Raw genomic sequence first — 18210 nt, 5'->3', positions numbered from 1 at the left:
TTCAATCTGGGTACCCAGGCAGGGCGAACCCTGCCTGGATCTGACGTAGTTACGTCGTGAGATAGGCCGAAATGACCGCTGCAATCTGGTCCGAGTTCAGATCTCCCATGTGGGAGCCCATGAGTGCGTCCAGCTGAGCATCCGACAGGCCCGCAATGTCTTCGGTGGAGAGACCTGCGAGGCTGGTCGAACTGAAGGCTGCGATATCTTCGGTGGAGAAGGTGGCGAGATCTTCCATCTCCAGTGCCGCGACCTGTCCCGAAGTAAGGGCGCCGACCTGGCTCGAAGTTAACGCCTCGGCCTGCGCCGTCGACAGAGCTGCGATGACCCCGGTGCTCAGCCCCGAGATGGCCTGAGAGTTGAGGGCGGCGATTTCGCTGGTGGACAAGAGGGCGATATCGTCGGTGCCCAGGGCCGCCGCCTGCAATGCCGTCAGGGCGGAAAGCTGCGTCATGGAGAGCGAATCAATCTGGTCGGTGCTCATCGCAGCCACCTGATTATAGCCCAGCGAAGCTATCTGGCTTGTCGTCAGAACGGCGATCTGGCTTGTGGAGAGGCCGGCAATAATCGCGGTCGACAGGCCCTTGATGGCTGACGAACTGATAACGGCAAGCTCTGCGGTCGAAAAAGTCTCCATGTCTTCAGTAGAAAGACCCGCAAGGCCGTCGGAACTCAGGGCGGCAATCTGATCGGTGGAGAGGGATTCAAGCTGCTCCGCACTGAGGGCTGCGACCTGCTCGCTGCTCAGGCCATGAATGCCGGCGGTGCCAAGCGAGGCGATATCGTTCGTGGACAGCGCCGCGATGATGGCTGTCGAGAGCCCCTTGATCGCCGAGGAACTGATCGCGGCGAGTTCCGCGGTCGAGAAGCTTTCGAAATCCTCAAGCGTAAGGCCTGCAAGAGCATCCGAACCGAGGGCGGCGATCTGCGTCGTCGAGAGGGCGTCCACCTGTTCCGCGCTCAGCGCCGCGACCTGGGCGCTCGTCAGACCGGCGATGCCTGCCGCACTGATGGCAGCGATCTGGCTTGCGGAGAGCGATGCGATGTCGTCCGTGTCCAGCGCCGCGATCTGCTTCGAGCCGAGAGCCGCTATCTGCGCGGTCGACAAGGCTTCGATCTGCTCGGAGCTCAGCACGCTGATCTGGCTGGTGGAGAGCCCGGCAATGCCGGCCGCGCTCAGGGCAGCGATCTGGTCCGGCGTGAAGGCGGCGATGGCCGCCGTCGACAGACCGGACATGGCGGCCGAGCTGATCGCGGCAATGTCGGCGGTCGAGAACATGTCGAGATCATCGGTGCCGAGAGCTGCGATCTGTTTCGAGTTCAGTGCGGCGACCTGCGTGGTGGACAGGGCCTCGACCTGTTCCGGGCTGAGGGCAACGATCTGGCTCGTCGAGAGCCCGGCAATGCCGGCTGCACTCAGGGCCGCGATCTGAGTGGTGGAGAGCGCGGCAATCGTGCTTGTCGCGAGGCCGGCAATCGCGCTCGAGCTGATCGCCGCGATATCTGCGGTCGAGAACATGTCCAGGTCGTCCACGCTCAGCGCGGCAATCTGGGTCGAGCTCAGCGCAGCAACCTGTGTCGATGACAGGGCTTCGACCTGCTCAGGACTGAGCGCTTCCATCTGGCCGATGGAAAGCCCGGCGATGCCGGCCGTGCTGAGTGCCGCGATCTGGCTTGTGGAAAGCGATGCAATCCCATCCGTGCCAAGAGCCGCAACCTGTTTCGACGTCAGGGCCGCAAGCTGTGCGGTCGTGAGGGCGTCGATCTGCTCCGGGCTGAGGGCGGCGATCTGGCTGCTGGAGAGGCCGGAAATGCCTGCGGCGCTCAGCGCCTCCACCTGATCGGCCGAGAGCGAGGCCAGAAGGTCCGTCGACAATCCGACAATGGCGCTGGAACTGATGGCTGCAATCTCGGCGGTCGTGAACGTGTCCAGATCATCCGTGCCGAGCGCGGCAATCTGGGTCGAACTCAGCACCGCTATCTGGGTTGCGGTCAGCGCTTCAACCTGTTCCGCGCTGAGGGCTGCGATGTCGTCGGTACTCAGGCCCTTGATGCCGGCAGTACTCAGCGCCGCTACCTGCTTGGTGGAGAGCGCCGCGATATCATCGGTCCCCAGCGCCGCGATTTGCTTGGAACTCAGCGCTGCTATCTGCGTGGTCGACAGGGCCTTGAGCTGCTCAAGGCTCAGCGTTTCGATCTGGGAGGTAGAGAGCGCCGCGATGCTCGTCGCACTCAGCGCTTCCACCTGATCGGTCGAGAGCGATTCCAGGAGGGTGGCAGACAAGCCGGCAATTGCGCTCGAGCTGATCGCCGCGATATCTGCGGTCGAGAACGTCTCGATGTCGTCCGTGCCGAGGGCCGCGATCTGTGTCGAGCTCAAAGCCGAAACCTGAAGGGACGTCAGGGCCTCGACCTGATCGGTGCTCAGAGCCGCGATCTGATCACTGGAGAGGCCCGCGATACCGGTTGTGCTCAGAGCCGCGATCTGGTCCGTCGAAAGGGCCGCCAGCAAGGCGGTGGAAAGTCCGGAGATCGTGCTGGAAGCCAGCGCCGCGATGTCCTTGGTGGAGAACATGGCGATATCGTCGGTTCCAAGCGCTGCAATCTGCGTCGAGCTGAGAACGGCGACCTGCGTGCTTGTCAGGGCCTCGACCTGCTCGGCGCTCAAGGCCGCGATGTCGTCGGTGCCCAGGGCCTTGATGCCGGCCGTGTTCAGCGCGGCGATCTGGTCGGTGGAGAGGGCGGCAATGTCGTCGGTGGAGAGGGCGGCAACCTGCCGGGAGGTCAGCGCATTCACCTGCGCAGTCGACAGGGCGTGGATCTGCCCGGTGCTCAGCGCGTTGATCTGATCCGTCGAAAGGCCGGCGATGCTGGCCGCGCTGAAGGCGGAAAGCTGGTCGCTCGACAGGCTCGCTATAAGGTCCGTCGACAATCCGGCGATCCCGCTGGAACTGATTGCGGCGATGTCCCTGGTCGAGAAGGTCGCGATATCGTCCGTGCCAAGGGCGGCGATCTGCGCGGAACTCAGCGCGCCGATCTGCGCGGTGGAGAGGGCCTCGACTTGCGCGGTGCTCAGAGCGTTGATCTGGCCCGTAGACAGGCCAGCTACACCGGCAGTGCCGAGAGCCGCGATCTGTGCCGTGGAGAGGGCCGTAATTTCCTCCGTGCTGAGGATCGCGACCTGTCTGGAGGCGAGCGCTGCGATCTGGGCTGTGCTCATCGCCTTGATCTGATCGCTGTTCAGGGCCTCGATCTGCTTGGTCGTAAGGCCTGCCACACTGGCTGTGCTCAGGACGGCGATCTGTTCGGTCGAAAGAGATGCCAGGACAGCGGTGGACAAGCCTGCGATCGCGTTGGCACTGATGGCTGCAATGTCGGCGGTCGAGAAGGTTGCGATGTCTTCTGAACCGAGCGCTGCAAGCTGGGCGGAGCTGAGGGCGCCGACCTGCGCGGAACTGAGCGCTTCGGCTTGACCGGTGGCCAGGGCTGCAATCTGCCTCGTGCTCAGAGCGGCGACGCCTGCGGTAGTCAGCGCATCGATCTGGTCGGTCGAAAGCGCCGCTATCACAGCGGTGGACAGTCCTGTGATCGCGCTCGATCCAATGGCAGCGATATCCTTGGTCGAGAAGGTGGCGATGTCTTCCGCTTCAAGGACGGTAAGTTGTGCCGAGCCGAAGGCGGCGACCTGCGCCGAGGTCAATGCCTCGACCTGCGCGGTGCTCATTGCCAGGATCTGCTTGGTGGAAAGACCTGCGATGGCCGCTGTGCCGAGGGCCGCGATCTGGTCCGTCGAGAGCGCGGCGATCTCGTTGGTGCTTAGGGTCGCAAGCTGACCGGAGCTTAAGACCGCAATCTGCTTGGTGGAAAGGCTGGCAATCTGTTCCTCGCTCAGGGCCTCGACCTGTTTGGTCGTCAGGCCTGAAATGCCGGCCGTGCTCAAGGCGTTGATCTGGCCGCTCGAAAGGGAGGCAAGGACCGCTGTCGACAACCCTGCTATCGCCGCGGATGTGATGGCCGCAATCTCGGCCGTCGAGAAGGTCAGGATATCGCCCGTGTCAAGCGCGGCGATCTGGTCGGAATTGAGAGCCGCAATCTGCTTGCTGGACAGTGCAGCCATCTGATCGCTGTTCAGGGCGTCGATCTGTCTGGTTGTGAGCCCGGCGATGCCGCCGGTGCCAAGCGCTGCAATCTGGTCGGTAGAAAGCGCTGCGATGTCATCCGTACCAAGGGCGGCAATCTGCGCCGAGTTGAGCGCGGCGATCTGCGCGGTGGTCAAGATGGCGATCTGTTCGGGTTCCAGGGCGGCGATCTGCCGCGTGCTCAGGCCCGAGATGCCGGCGGTCCCGAGGGCGGCCAGTTGTTCCGTGGTCAATGCGGTGACATTGCCGGTGTTCAACGCCGCGACTTGCGCGGAACTCAGTGCGGCAAGCTGCTTGGTCGACAGAAGGGCGACCTGGTCCGAGCTGAGAGCATCGATCTGGAGAGTGGTCAGGCCCTTGATGGTGGCCGTGCTCAGGGCTTCGATCTGTGTGCTGGAAAGAGCGGCGATGATATTCGTCGACAAACCCGATATTGCGCTCGAACTTATCGCGGCGATGTCCGCGGTGGAGAAGGTCGCGATATCGGCGGTCTCCAGCGCCGCCATCTGTGCGGAACTAAGAGCGGCCACCTGGACGGTCGAAAGCGCCTCGACCTGTGCGGTCGAAAGGGCGACGATCTGATCCGTGCTCAGGCCCTTGATCGCGTTGGCGCTCAAGGCCGCGATCTGTCGGGTGGTGAGAGCCTCGATGAGGTTTGCGGAAAGACCCGATACGGCGGTAGAGCTGATGGCTGCGATATCCGCGGTGGAGAAGGTCGCGAGGTCCTCGCTCGCCAGCGCTGCCAGTTGCACGGAACTCAGTGCGGCGACCTGGGCAGGCGACAGCGCTTCGGCCTGGGCGGTCGACAGGGCTTCGATCTGGTCGGTGCTCAGACCCGTCGTAGCCCTGGTGCTCAGCGCTGCAATCTGGCTGGTGGACAAGGCCGCGATACCGTCCGTGCCCATGGCCGCGACGTGCTTCGAGCTTAGAGTGGCGATCTGAGACGTCGTCATCGCGGCTATCTGTTCGGGGGACAGGGCGTCGATCTGGTCGGTCGTCAGGTTTGCGATTGTCGTCGTACTCAAGGCGGCAATCTGGGCGGCGGTGAGGGCCGCAAGCGCGTCGGTTGCCAGCCCCGCTATCGACTTGTAGCTGATTGCGGCGATTTCCGCGGCCGTGAAAGTCGCCAGATCGTCGGTGCCCAGTGCCGCGACTTGCAGCGAACTCAGCGCGGCCACCTGCGTTATGGTGAGCGCTTCGGCCTGCGCGGTGGAAAGGGCTGCGATCTGGTCCGTCGACAGGCTCGCAATGACGCTTGTGCTGAGCAGGGCAATCTGGTTGGTGGTAAGCGAGGCAAGGACGTCCGTGGAGAGACCGGTTATCGCCTTGCTGGTGATGGCCGCGATCTCGGCAAGTGAGAACGTTGCGATATCGTCGGTCTCCAGCGCGGACAGCTGTAGCGAACCCATCGCCTTCACCTGCGTGACAGTCAGCGCCTCGACCTGTGCGCCGGAGAGGGCAGCAACCTGATCGGTCGTCAGGTTGGCAATCGTGCTCGTGCTCAGAGCAGCGATTTGCCTGGTGCTGAGCGCCGCAATGTCATCCGTGCCGAGGGCCTGCATCTGGGACGCCTTGAGGACGCTGATCTGCGTCGTCGTCATGGCGGTCAACTGGTCGACCGAGAGTGCCTCGATCTGTGTCACCTTCAAATTAGCCACGGCGCTCGTGGTGAGCGAGGCGATCTGGCTGGAGGAGAGGGACGCAAGCACGTCGTTTGTCAGGCCCGATATCGCCCTGTTGCTGATTGCCGCGATATCGCCGGTCGAAAACGTCGCTAGGTCGTCCGCTTCCAGCATGGCGATCTGGGCCGAACTCAGGACTTTCACCTGAGCGGTGGAGAGTGCCTCGACCTGCGCGGTGGACAGGGCCTCCATATGGCCGGTGGTAAGGCCGGTAATGGCGCTCGTGCTCAGCGCCGCAATCTGGCTGGTCGAGAGGGAGGCGACCTGGCTCGCTGTCAGGCCCGACAAGGCCTTACTCGTGATGGCAGCGATATCTGCAGTCGAGAATGTCGCCAGATCCTCCGTCCCCAGGACGGCGATCTGGTCGGAGGTCAAAGTCTTCACCTGTGTGGTGGTAAGAGCCTCGACCTGCGCGGTGGAGAGAGTGTCGATCTGGTCTACAAAAAGCGCCGGCACCGCTTTCGTGCTCAATGCCGCAATCTGCGCGGTAGAAAGCGTGGCAATGTCATCGGTTCCCAAGGCCTGGACATGGGCGGCCTTGAGAACGCTGATCTGGGCGGTTGTCAGGGCGGCGACCTGTGCTGTGGACAGGGCCTCGATCTGGTCGGTTGTCAGGCTTGCCACTGCGCCCGTGCTCAAGGCTGCAATCTGACCTGTCGTAAGGGAGGCCAGCACGCCCGTTGCAAGGCCGGATATGGCGTTCTGGTTGATCGCCGCGATATCGGCGAGCGAGAATTTGGCGAGATCCTCCACGCCGAGAGCGGCAAGTTGAGACGCGGTGAGGGCTTTGACTTGCGATGAGGTGAGCGCCTCCGTCTGCACGGTGGTCAAGGCGTCGATCTGCGTGGTGGTAAGGGCTGCGACCTGGCCCGATGTCAGGCTCTCGACATCGTATTTGTCCAGAACGGCGAGCTGATCGAGGGTCAAGCCGACGATTGCGTTCTGCGAAATGGCGCTCAACTGCTGGGAGTTGAGGACATCGACGTCTTCCGTATCCAGGGCTGCAATCTGTTCGGAGGAAAGCGCGTTCATCTGCCGCGTCGAAAGCAATGCCACGTCTTCCGTAGTCCAGGCGGCGACTGCAGCAGTTGAAAGAGACCTGATCTGACTGACGCTTAAGGAGGGAATAATCGAGGTCATGCGAGAAAGCCTTTGACGTTAGCCGATTGTCGAAATCAATAAAGTTTGCGAACAGTCGCCCCAACGGGGCAGCCCACCGGTATTGCCCGTTCGGCTTTCGGCTGAGGTCGCGGCCGGCCGAACAATGCACCACCTGGCAATGGGGATTATAGGCAACTGGCTTGCCTGAACCTGAAGTTGATCCGCCACGGTTGCCATGCCCAACCCATGCGGATCGTTCAGATCGGCGAATGCAGGAATGCCGGCATCTTCGTTTCTCCGGGAGAATGGGAAAGATAAAGCCGCGCGGTATCCAGAGCCTCTCGAATCGTCACGTCCATATCGAGATAACGGTAGGTTCCCAGCCGTCCGACGAAGGTGACGGCATTTTCCTGCACGGCGCGCGCCACATATTGGGCGAGCTGTTCCTTCTCCTCCATCAGGCGGATCGGATAGTAGGGGATGTCGTCGGGACCGCAGGCGCGGGAAAATTCGCGATAGCAGACGGAACCGGCGTGCTCTTCCCATGGTGCGAAATGCTTGTGCTCGGTCACGCGGGTATAGGGCACGGAAACATCCCCGTAATTCATCACGGCGCAGCCCTGATAATCACCGTCATAGATGAAGCGCTCGAAGTCCAGTGTCCGATATCCCAGGCGGCCATATTCGAAATCGAAATAGCCGTCGATCGGACCCGAATAGAATACATGATCGAAGTCCGCTCCGAGATCCCGGTGAAACCTCGTCTCCAGGTGAACCCTGATGTTCGTATGGTCGAGGATCCGGCGGACCATCTCGGTGTAGCCGTTCTCCGGCATGCCCTGGTATTTATGGAAGAAATAGTTGTCGTCGTAATTGAAGCGAACCGGCAGCCGTTTCAGGATGGAGGCGGGAAGTTCCGTCGGAGAGCAGCCCCACTGCTTCTGCGTATATCCCTTGAGGAAGGCTTCATAGAGGTCCTTGCCGACGAAGCGCAGGGCCTGTTCTTCGAAGGTTTTCGGATCTTCTATCGTCGTGTCTGCCAGCTCGGCAATGAAGGCGCGCGCTTCGTCCGGCCGGAAAGTCCTGCCGAAGAACTGGTTGATCGTGTGAAGATTGATCGGCAGGGAGAAAACCTGCCCCTTGCTGGTCGTCTTGACGCGGTTCTTGTAGGGCAGGAAGGTCTCGAAACGGTTCACGTAATCCCATACTTCCCGGTCGTCCGTATGGAAGATATGCGGCCCGTAAACATGAACCATGACGCCGGTTTCGCGGTCGCGCTCGGTATGGCAGTTCCCGGCGATATGGTTGCGCGTGTCGAAGACGTCGATCTCGCAGCCGGCCTCGGCAAGCATGCGTCCGATGACTGCTCCGGAAAGGCCGGCGCCGACCACTGCTATTCTTTCAGTTCGAGACATTGCGAAACCGCTCTTTCCATTTGCTCCCGATGCGTTTCATGACGCCGATGCAACTGGTGTGGTCCACAGGCGATTGTCGGCGGGAATCGGCGAGAAATCGTGCCATTCGGCCAGTTTTTCGAGGTAGCGCTGCCGGTAGGCGGCGTCCTCGCAAAAGACGGTGTTTTCCTGCACGAGTTCGGCGCCGATATCATAGTAGACGTCGAGATTGCGCAGGTCCGGCACGGGTGTTTCACCGCGCTCGCATTCCTCCTGCATTTGCCAGAAAAGTTCCTCCAAACGGCGTGTTAGGGCTGGAATGTCACGCAATATGCTGGTCTCGCGTCCGGCCTGCAGAGCCCTTCTGATGCGGTCGAGGCTGCCGGGGTCCTTGGCGAAGCCGATGGCCTTTTCGACGTAGTTTTCCGGGCCCGTGCAGAGCAGTTCGGGAATGCCGGCGGCAATGACGATGCTGTGGCAAAAACGTGCCGCGAAGCTTTTTCCGGGAAAAGTGAGCACCGGCAGGCCCACGGTCAGGGCGTCTGCCGCCGTCGAATGCGCGCCGTAGGGGAAGGTGTCGAGGAAGAGATCGGCGACGGCGATGCGAGCAAGGTGTTTTGCATTCGGGGCCTTGGGCGCAAAAATGAGGCGCTCCGGCGCGACGCCGGCATTTTCCGCTGCCTTTCGCAGGCGCTGGTCCGCGCTGTCATTGCCGCTCAGCAGCCAGAGAACACTGCCGGGTGTGGCCGCGAGGATCTTCATCCACTGGCCGAACGTATCCTCTGTGATCTTCTGCATGCCGTTGAAGCAGGCAAAGACGAAGGCGTTCTCGGGCAGGCCCGCTTCCGCACGGGACGGCTTTTCCGCGATCACTCTTTTGCGATCTATCGGCTGGCAACAGGGGATCCGCAGGACCTTTTCCGAATAGTAGATTTCGTTTTCGGGCGGAACGATATGTTCGTCGGTAATCATGTATTGATGGAAGGGGCTCCCCATAGAGCCGGGATAGCCGCAAAAATTGACGATCACCGGCGCCGGCCGATATGCGAAGATCTTCGTTCTTGCGTGCTTGGTGTAGCCATTGACGTCGATCAGGATATCGATGTCGTCGCCTGCAATCAGCCTGACGGCATCCGCGTCGCCAAGCATGGCGATATCGCGCCAGCAATCGACGGCGCTCTTCATCCGCGCCTGGGTCGGATCGTTCGGCGCGGGATCGCCGCAATAATAGGCGTAGATTTCGACGCTTTCCTTGTCGTGCAGTTCCAGCACCTCGCGAAGTGCGAAACCGACAGCATGATCTCGCAGGTCCGACGATACATAGCCGATCCGCAAACGCTGGCCTGTCCCCACCTTCCGTTTCGGCGTCTTGCGCGGAAAACCGCTGATGTCAGGACGTCCCACGAAGGACTTGTTGTAGCGATAGGCTCGGGCGAGCTGGAACAGCGGGTCGTCGCAGTAGCAGGCCAGCGCCAGCGGCGACATGGAATCGATCAGCTGTCTTTTGGATACATGGTCGGACGAAACCAGGATTGGCCAGGAGCACAGGCGCTGCCGGAGCGCGCTCCAGTGCTGGCCGGCTTCGGTCTTGTCGGGCCGCAGTTCGATAGCCTGCCAGAGAGCCGTTTCCGCTTCTTCCAGCAGCCCGGCATTCTCCATGACCCGGCCGATATGCTGGAGCGCCATCAGCCGGTGTGAAATCCGGTCGGCCGTGCTTTCGGCGCTCAATTCCACGAAGCTGCGCCACTGCTGGATGGCCTGGGTGGCGATGCCTGCATCCTCGAAGGCTCGTCCGAGATTGATATGGGCCGGTCCGAACTTTGGATCGAGCTTCAGGCAGGCCCGCAGCGCATGAATGCATCCGGCGATGTCGCCGAGCTGGCGTAGCGTTACGGAATAATTGAAATAGACGAGATGAAGGAAGGGGTGACCTTCGTTGAAGGCGATCCAGCTTTTGTAGAGTTCCGCAGCCTCGGTCCTTTGACCGGTGGCGCTTCTGCTCTCAGCAAACTGGAACAGTTCCGTGAACGACAGCTTCTGGGTGCGGGCTAGCTCCAGCATGCCGGCAAGGGCCGGAACAGACTTCGAGGCCGATAGATCATTCATGATCCTGAACATCCCGTACATTGGCGGTCCGATGACCGGCGTTACAACTACGTGCGAAAGGCTGTTCGTAGTTAACCACGCTAGCTTGCCTTAGGCATGCCATCCGGCATCGGAAATGCCTGAGGAATGAAATCTCCACGGATGGGCCGGGCTTGGCCGCTCCCAATCTGCCAAAGGGGAACGTAAAACCATGCGACGCTGAGGAGATACGAACTGCGTCCGTACTACACGTGCGGCATTTCCCGCTCGACAAGATCGAGAACGAACGCGAAAGCCTGACGGGCACCCTCGACGGCGCGCTCATCCTCTTCCGGTGTCAGCGCGATCGCATCGAGTGCCGAGGTGAAGTTTCGCCAGTGCAGGCCGCGTCCATCTGCATGGCCGGCAAGATGGCGCGCACCGTACGCTTCGGAGAGGCCGAGCGTCTTGGTGGCGGTCTTCAACAGGATCGCCGCACCAAGATTGGAGCCTTCGACGACATAAAGCCAGCCAAGTGCGGTGGGCACGTCCAGCGGTTCGTCTACCTCTGAAACAGGGCTCGGCAGTTTGCCGGTGATATCTTCGACATCCCTGCAGACGCGGTCGAGCCGGCGGCGAGAGGCGAGGCCGGGAAGCAGGGCTCCGAGCTGCGGATCGAGATAGAGGCGCTCGACCCTGCCGTGGAGAGCATGCTGGACCTTGAGAAATGCAGCGTAGCGGTCAAGGTTGCCGAAGGGGTCCGCGCTCATGATCCGCTTGTCGAGCGTTTCGTGGGTGGCATGGGTTCCGTTGCGAAGGCGCAGGGCACGGCTGGGTTCGACAAGGGCGGCTTCAGCACTCATTTAAAATCCTCGAATGTGGGGTTTGTTATCGTTCGATCGGCGGGCGGTGTGGCTCAGTCATTCCTCGCGAAACGCTCTGTTGATCTGATCGCTGATCGGTTTGACGAGATAGGAAAGCGCCGTGCGGTCGCCGGTCTTTATCATCGCTTCTGCGGGCATCCCCGGCACAAGGGTCAGTCCCCCTAGCTTCTGCATCTCCTCGTGGCTGATGGAGAGACGCACGAGATAGTAGGTCAATCCGCTCTTCTCGTCGGTCGAAAGATCGGCGGCGACGCGACTGACATGGCCATTGAGTTCGGGCGTGGTCCGCTGGCTGAAGGCAGAAAGACGCAGGACGGCCTTCTGACCGGGTTGTACCTGATCGATATCCTTTGGCTGTATGCGCACGTCGAGCGCTAGGTCTTCCCCTTTCGGGACGATGAGCATGATCGGTTCACCCGGCGACACGACACCGCCGACGGTATGCACAGCGAGTTGGTGCACCGTCCCCGATTGGGGTGCGACGATATCGATGCGCTTCAGCTCGTCCTCGGCTGCCGTCTTGCGCTCGATGAATTCGCCGATCTGGCCCTGGATCTCACGCAGTTCCTGACCGACTTCCGTCTTGAGGTCCTGCTCGATCTGCAGGATCTGCAGCCGGGTTTCAGTGATGCGACCCTGCGCCTGCGCCTGATAGGCGATTTTTTCACCACGCTCGCCGCCGAATGTGGCGGCCTGCGTTCGCAGGCTGTTCAGCCGCTGGACCGATACGACGCCCCTCTCCTGCAGGGTTTCCTGCGAGACGATCTCGGACTGCAGAACCCTGAGGCCATCGGCATAGGCGATTTCCTGTGCCTTCAGACCCTCGATCTCATGTTCGTACTGTGCGATGCGTTCGCCAAGTTGGGCCTTCTTGCCGGCACGCGCCTCCCTGCGGAACTCGAACAGCCTCGTCTCGCTGCGGATTGCAGATGCTACGTCCGGATTGTCGCGTCGGGCCAGCAACTGGTCGGGAAAGTCGATCGCGTCGAGATCGTCGCGTTCGGCTTCAAGGCGCGCCAGACGGGCAGTCAACTCATCGAGGCGCTTAGTGACGATGGCGAGGCTGGCCCGGGTCTGGGTTGCGTCAAGGCGCATGACGACGTCCCCTGCCCGCACCTGCGCGCCTTCCTGCACAAGGATTTCTCCAACCACGCCGCCTTTGGGGTGCTGCACTTTCTTCACATAGGAATCGACGACAAACGAACCGGAAGCAACCACGGCGCCGGCGAGTTCGGTCGTTGCGGCCCACCCGCCGGCCCCACCGACAAGGACAAGGCCGAGCGCCAGCCCGGCCGCCAGGTGGCGGCGGATCGAACGGATGATCTGATTGTCATCAGCGGCGGCCATCGGGTTCCTCCTGTTCCTGCCCTGTCGGGGCTTCTTTCGCCGGCACGGGCCGGTTGGCGATCACACGCAGAGGTTTGAGCGCAGAGCCGGTTGCCGGAAAGCCCTTTGAGGGTGCGGGTGGCGTCTGCAGCACCTTCGCGAATACTTCGTCGCGTGGCCCGAACGCCGTCTGTCGACCGTTTTCCATCACCAGAACCTGATCGACCACGCCGAGCGCGCTGGGGCGGTGTGCGACCACGATCGCGATGCCGCCGCGGTTACGCACGCCGGCAATCGCCTGCACGACGGCGGCCTCGCCATCGGCATCAAGGTTGGCGTTCGGTTCATCGAGAACCACCAGAAAGGGATCGCGGAACAGCGCGCGGGCAAGGCCGATCCGCTGTCGTTGTCCGGCAGAAAGCGCCGACCCTCCCTCCCCGATGCGTGTCTCGTAGCCGTCATCGAACCGCAGGATGAGTTCGTGGGCGCCGGCCGCCTTCGCTGCGGCGACGATGGCTTCCGGATCAGGTCTTTCCTCGAAGCGGGCGATGTTTTCGGCAATCGTGCCGTCGAAGAGCTCGACCCCCTGCGGCAGGTAGCCGATATGCCGTCCAAGCGTTTCCCGATCCCACTGATCGAGGCTTGCGCCGTCGAGGCGAACCTTGCCGGCTGTAGGAGACCATGCGCCGACGAGCGCGCGCGACAAGGTGGACTTGCCCGAACCGGAAGGCCCGATAATCCCGAGGGCGCTGCCGGCAATGATGGTGAAACCGACCTGGGCAACTGTCGGCTTGCGCTCGCCGGGCGGGAGTATGGTGACGGCTTCGACCCGCAACTCCTTCTCCGGCGCGGGCAAGGCGGTTACCGGCGGTCGGTCCGGAACCTTGGACAGCAATTCCTTGAGCCGAGACCAGCCTTGCCGGGCCAGAAGAAACGATTTCCAGTTGGCTATGGCGAGATCGACAGGCGCAAGAGCCCGGCCCATCATGACGGAACTGGCGATAATGACGCCGCCCGTCGCCTTCTGCTCGACGACCAGCCATGCGCCGACCGCGAGTATCGCCGACTGGAGCATCACACGCATGGTTTTCGACAGTCCGCCCAAGCCTCCGGCGACATCACCGGCCCGACGGTTCGCCGCGAGATAGGCGTTGTTGGTAATGCGCCACCGGGTTTCCATCCGGCCTGCAAGCCCCATGGCGGCCACCACTTCGGCGTTGCGGCGGGTGCTTTCCAGAAGGGCGTTGCGGGCCATGTTCTGCGCGATAGTTTCGCTCACCCATTTCTGCGACAGGGTGTTGGCAAAAATGGTCAGGAGCACGAGCAGGATTGCGCCGAAAAGCGCCGTCAGGCCGATCCATACATGGAACAGAAAGCAGATGCCGAGATAAAGCGGTATCCACGGCAGGTCGAAGAAGGCGGTCGGTCCCGTTCCAGATAGGAAGCCCCGCACGCTGTCGAGATCCCGCAAGGGTTGAAGCCCGTCGCCCGGCATGCGGGCGAGAAGCGGTAACCTGACGACGGCGTCATGGACGCGGCCGGAAAGCTTGTTGTCGAAGTGCTCCCCGATCCGCAGCAAAACCCGCGCCCGAAGGATGTCGAGCGCTGCCTGGAACAGATAGAGCCCGGCCGCCAGCACGGAGAGACCCACCAGCGTCGGTACGCTGCCGCTAGAAAGCACCCTGTCATAGACCTGCAGCATAAACAGGGGTGAGGTCAGCGCCAGGATATTGACGACACCACTGATGAGGGCAATCGCAAAAAGCGATTGCCTCAGCGGCGAGACGACCGCCGCTGTCAGAGACAGCGGCGGCGCATATGTCGGTTTCCTCAGCACGTCCGCGCCGTCATCACGCGGCCAGCGCCGGAGCGAAGATGAAGTCGCTCACGTCGAGAACGCTGGAGCTGACACCGACCAGCGTGATGCCGACGGAAGCGTCTGTCAGCGAGCCGATAACGGCATCGCCGTTCGTGTCATCGTACCAGTAGATGTCGGCGGTCGAGGTCACCCCCCATGCCGATACGTCCAGCGTATCCGTTCCGTCCTGATAGCCATAAGTGCTGGCAGGACCTGCCTTGACCGTGTCCACGCCGCCGGAAAAGACGAAGGTGTCCGCACCGGAGAAGCCGACGAGAACATTGGAGGCGGCGGTGTCTTCGATAACGGTGCCGACTTCGCCGAGGTAGTCGTAGAAGCTGGAAAGAGAACCGTTGACCGTCAGATCGTAGATCGCCCAATCGAACGAGTCCTGCCCGGCGCCGGGGATGGTGCTGTCGGGCGTGATGACGAGTTCGGCGGAGACGCTGAAGCCGCTGGCGTTGGACTGGCTGAAGCCGCTGCCGAGCGTGATGGTGTCGACCGTACCGGTCAGGTTGCCGCGTGCATACTGAACCTCGCCTTCGAGGTAGATGCCCTTGCTGCCGGCAGTGCCGTTGCCCCATTGCTCATAGGTCGTGCCAGCCACGGGGTTGGTCACAAGGCCTGCGCCCTCGTCCCAGAACGCGCCGTAGCTTGTCTGGAAACCGCTGGTCCAACTCGTCAGGTAAGCTTCCAGATTGGAAGAAGCCGAAGTGAGTTCAATGATTGCAGCCATTTGTCTGCTCCTCGGATGGGTGTTGCAAAAATGCCGGATCTCAGCCCGGACAGTGCTCCCCGGGCAAAACCGAAACGGTTTCGGGGAGACTGCGTCGCATTGAAAAATCCTTGCCGGTTTCTTGCATCAGAACCTCATGTTGAGAGACGCCAGGAAGGTTCTTCCCGGCGCGGTGTAGGAACTGGTCGCCGGGATGTAATTGCGGTCCGTCACATTGTTGACGGCCAGTTTGAGCGTGGCGCTTTCGGTCAGCGCGTAGGAAGCGTAGATATCGGCCACGGTATAGGGATCGGAAATCTCCCTCAGGTTGCCGTCTTCGTCGAGGCTCCGGCTTTGGGTTGGCGTGACATGCGTCAGGCGACCTCCGATGGAGAGACGAGTTTCGAAGAACCTGAGGCCCGCGTCAAGAGTGACCTTGAATCTCGGGGCTACGGCACCCGAGGTCGCAAAGACCTCGCCGTCCGTCGTGATTGATCCATTGGAGAAGACCTGTGTCTTTTCGGGCCACTCCGTATCGAGGAATGTCATGGACCCGCCGAGCCAGAAACGATCGGTGTTGTAGTTTCCTTCCAGTTCGACGCCCCGCATGGTGGTGGTGCCGTCGTAATTGACGAAACCATTGTAGCTTCTGTCCGTTACCCCTGGAGTCAGGATGGAGCCGAGGACGATGTAATCATCCACTTCGCGGTAGAAGGCGGCAGCCTTCAGACGCAGCGAATCGCCATCCTGCAGAAGGTCGTCCAGCAGAATGTTGGCCCCGATTTCGGCCGTACGCGCCCGTTCCGGTTTCAGCCACTCATTGGGCGCAAAGACCGTGCCCGGTGCACCGTCACCGGGGGTACCTCCGGAGAAGAAGGTTTCGAGAATGGTCGGCGGACGGAAGCTGTGGGAATATGTGACGAAGGGACGGAACCAGTCGGCTGGCTTGAACTCGATGCTGGCCGAAGGCAGCCAGGCATCGTCGGTACGGTCTATTTCGACATCGTATGAGGGATAGACTGTCACAGGGTTGTGCTGGGTTGCGGACGGCCCCGTACCAGCCATGCATCGCGAAGCGAAGCTGTTGGGCCAGAGGACGTTTATGAATATCGCCCGAGGAGGAGGATTACTGCTGCCAACCGCTATTACGCTATCGTAATACTGTGCCGCGGTGTAATGGTTGGAAAGTGGGTCACAGGGCACTTCTATGACTTCGGTATAAGAATAGCGATTGTAATAGGTCGACGTTCCCTTCAGCCGCGACCAGTCATAACGCAGCCCTGCGCGCAAGGTGACCCAGTCCGCCGGCTCCAGCGCCCCGTTGATGAAGAAGCTTGCCATATCGCGCCGACCGTCCGGGCTGAAGGACGTGTAGTTGCTGGCCCAATCGGGATTGAGGTCGATGGTCGCGCTCGACGCGCTGGAGGTTGCTATATCGCGAAAAGCCTCGGCACCGTAATTGACGCTGAGCGCCCCAACAGGTGTATCGAAGCGGCTGGTATTTTCCAGTGAACCGCCGAAACTTTTCATCCCTGCGTCGATGAAAGTGTCGGGCGTGCCGTTATCTCGTGCCTCCCGCATCTCGTTGTTCATGGCGTCGTTGAACCAGAATCGGCCGGTGAAATCGATCAGGTCGCTTTCCGGATCCCATTTGAGTTCCGCCGAAACGCTGTCATTGCGCACGTCTTCGAAATTGCGGCTGGTGCCGCCGGACGAACCGTAAAGGAACTCGTTTTCCTGATGCATCCAGGAAAGGGATGTCTGGACATCTCCGAAATCGCCCTCGAGCTTGACCAGTGACGACCAGCTTTCGCGGCCTAGCTGGTTCCTCATCGTTTCTTCCGTCGTCGTCGAATCCCCGTTTGCGCCGATTTCGTATTCGCCGAGCCTGGTGCGACTGTAGCCTCCGGTCACGGAAAACGGTGTATCGCCAAGGCGGGCTGCTCCGAGGATAGAACCTTGAAAATCATAGGCATTGTCGCCGCGCGCGGCGTTCAGCTCGATGCCCCAGTTCTTGCCGTCTCTGATTAGATCATCCGCACCCACCGTGCGGAAATCGACCGAACCGCCGAGCGAACCGACATTGCCCGACGAAGCGTCGGTGCTCTTTTCCACCTCGACCGAACGGATGAAGGCTGTGTCGACATAGGCCTGCCCCGCATCCGACTGATAGCCGCCGTCGCTTCCACCGAAGCCCAGACCGCGCTGGGCGTTCTGCCGGGCACCGTCGATCGAGACCACGACGCGCCCAGCATCCTGGAGACCGCGGATGTTGGGAGATACTGTCGGGAAGCTGCCATTGCCCTCCCCCGCATAGACGCCGGAAATGTTGTTGAAGAGATCCCGCGTGTTGCGGCCCCCGCTACCCTGGATAGCCTCGCGTGAGACGACGCTGACCGACGCCGGCTCCTGATAGACCCAGTCAGGCGTGCCCTGATAGCCTGAGCCCGTCGCGACATAGCGTCCGGTCTTTCCGGAAATGACGATCGGCTCAAGGACCGTGTCGTCACCCGTGTCGATCGCACCTGCGCCGGCATCGTTCGCGGTCTGGGGCGCAGTTATGATGACCGTGCCTTCAGATGTGATGCGATAGGACACACCCGTTCCCTGCGTCAGGCGTGCAAGAGCCTGTTGGGGTGTGAAGACCCCGACCACCGAGTTCGACCGTAACCCCCTGGGAACCTCTGTTGGAAAGGCCACCTGCAGGCCGGACTGCCGTCCGAACTGCGTCAGCGCGCCGGTCAGCGGCTGGGCCAGAATATTGAAGGAACGGGCGCCCGGCTGTGTCGGGATCTGTGGCTCGGCGGTCTGTGCCAAAGATGTTCCGGCAAGAAAGACCGGTGCGCCTGTTAGCGCACACACCGCTACGCCGACAAGCAACCGGGCAGTCCCCGATGCCAGCGCCCTGCCCGCCGTCAACCCCTTTACCCTACCCCCAATACGCATTCTGCTTTCCGTCTCCGATCATGCCCGCAGGACGTCATGCCCTGCGCTTCCATGAGTAGAGACGAGCGGCACAGAAAAATTGCCAAAAAGACTCAAGTTTT

Annotated in this window: 8 protein-coding genes; all 8 read right to left on the bottom strand. The window is 61.5% G+C overall.

Translation table 11 applies throughout. The features are described from left to right. Positions 1-49: 49 nt before the first annotated feature. Positions 50-6961, bottom strand: a complete 6912-nt coding sequence (locus tag ACLBKR_RS21735; RefSeq protein WP_113486396.1) for a hypothetical protein — start codon at positions 6959-6961, stop codon at positions 50-52. Positions 6962-7179: 218 nt separating this feature from the next. Then, the gene (locus ACLBKR_RS21730) at positions 7180-8337 is read right to left on the bottom strand and encodes a UDP-galactopyranose mutase (protein ID WP_113339950.1); all 1158 of its coding nucleotides are present in this window, start codon (positions 8335-8337) and stop codon (positions 7180-7182) included. Positions 8338-8373: 36 nt separating this feature from the next. Next, the gene (locus ACLBKR_RS21725) at positions 8374-10422 is read right to left on the bottom strand and encodes a glycosyl transferase (RefSeq protein ID WP_113486394.1); all 2049 of its coding nucleotides are present in this window, start codon (positions 10420-10422) and stop codon (positions 8374-8376) included. 224 nt (positions 10423-10646) lie between these two features. Beyond that, entirely contained in the window at positions 10647-11243 is a 597-nt protein-coding gene (locus tag ACLBKR_RS21720; RefSeq protein WP_113446902.1) for a biliverdin-producing heme oxygenase, read from the bottom strand. 57 nt (positions 11244-11300) lie between these two features. Continuing rightward, a complete protein-coding gene (locus tag ACLBKR_RS21715) occupies positions 11301-12611 on the bottom strand; it encodes an HlyD family type I secretion periplasmic adaptor subunit (protein WP_113339948.1) in 1311 nt (436 codons plus the stop codon). Then, a complete protein-coding gene (locus tag ACLBKR_RS21710) occupies positions 12598-14427 on the bottom strand; it encodes a type I secretion system permease/ATPase (RefSeq protein ID WP_113446903.1) in 1830 nt (609 codons plus the stop codon). The genes ACLBKR_RS21715 and ACLBKR_RS21710 overlap by 14 nt, the downstream gene beginning before the upstream one ends. A 13-nt stretch (positions 14428-14440) precedes the next feature. After that, the gene (locus ACLBKR_RS21705; protein WP_113446904.1) at positions 14441-15184 is read right to left on the bottom strand and encodes a hypothetical protein; all 744 of its coding nucleotides are present in this window, start codon (positions 15182-15184) and stop codon (positions 14441-14443) included. A gap of 126 nt (positions 15185-15310) precedes the next feature. Next, on the bottom strand, positions 15311-18109 hold the full coding sequence (locus tag ACLBKR_RS21700) for a TonB-dependent receptor (protein WP_113446905.1): 2799 nt from the start codon (positions 18107-18109) through the stop codon (positions 15311-15313). Positions 18110-18210 lie beyond the last annotated feature (101 nt).

This window comes from Paenirhizobium cremeum (assembly GCF_047553425.1).
Classification (GTDB): domain Bacteria; phylum Pseudomonadota; class Alphaproteobacteria; order Rhizobiales; family Rhizobiaceae; genus Allorhizobium; species Allorhizobium cremeum.
The sequence above is the reverse complement of the archived record's forward strand: the minus strand, read 5'-3'. Positions and strand labels throughout refer to the sequence as shown.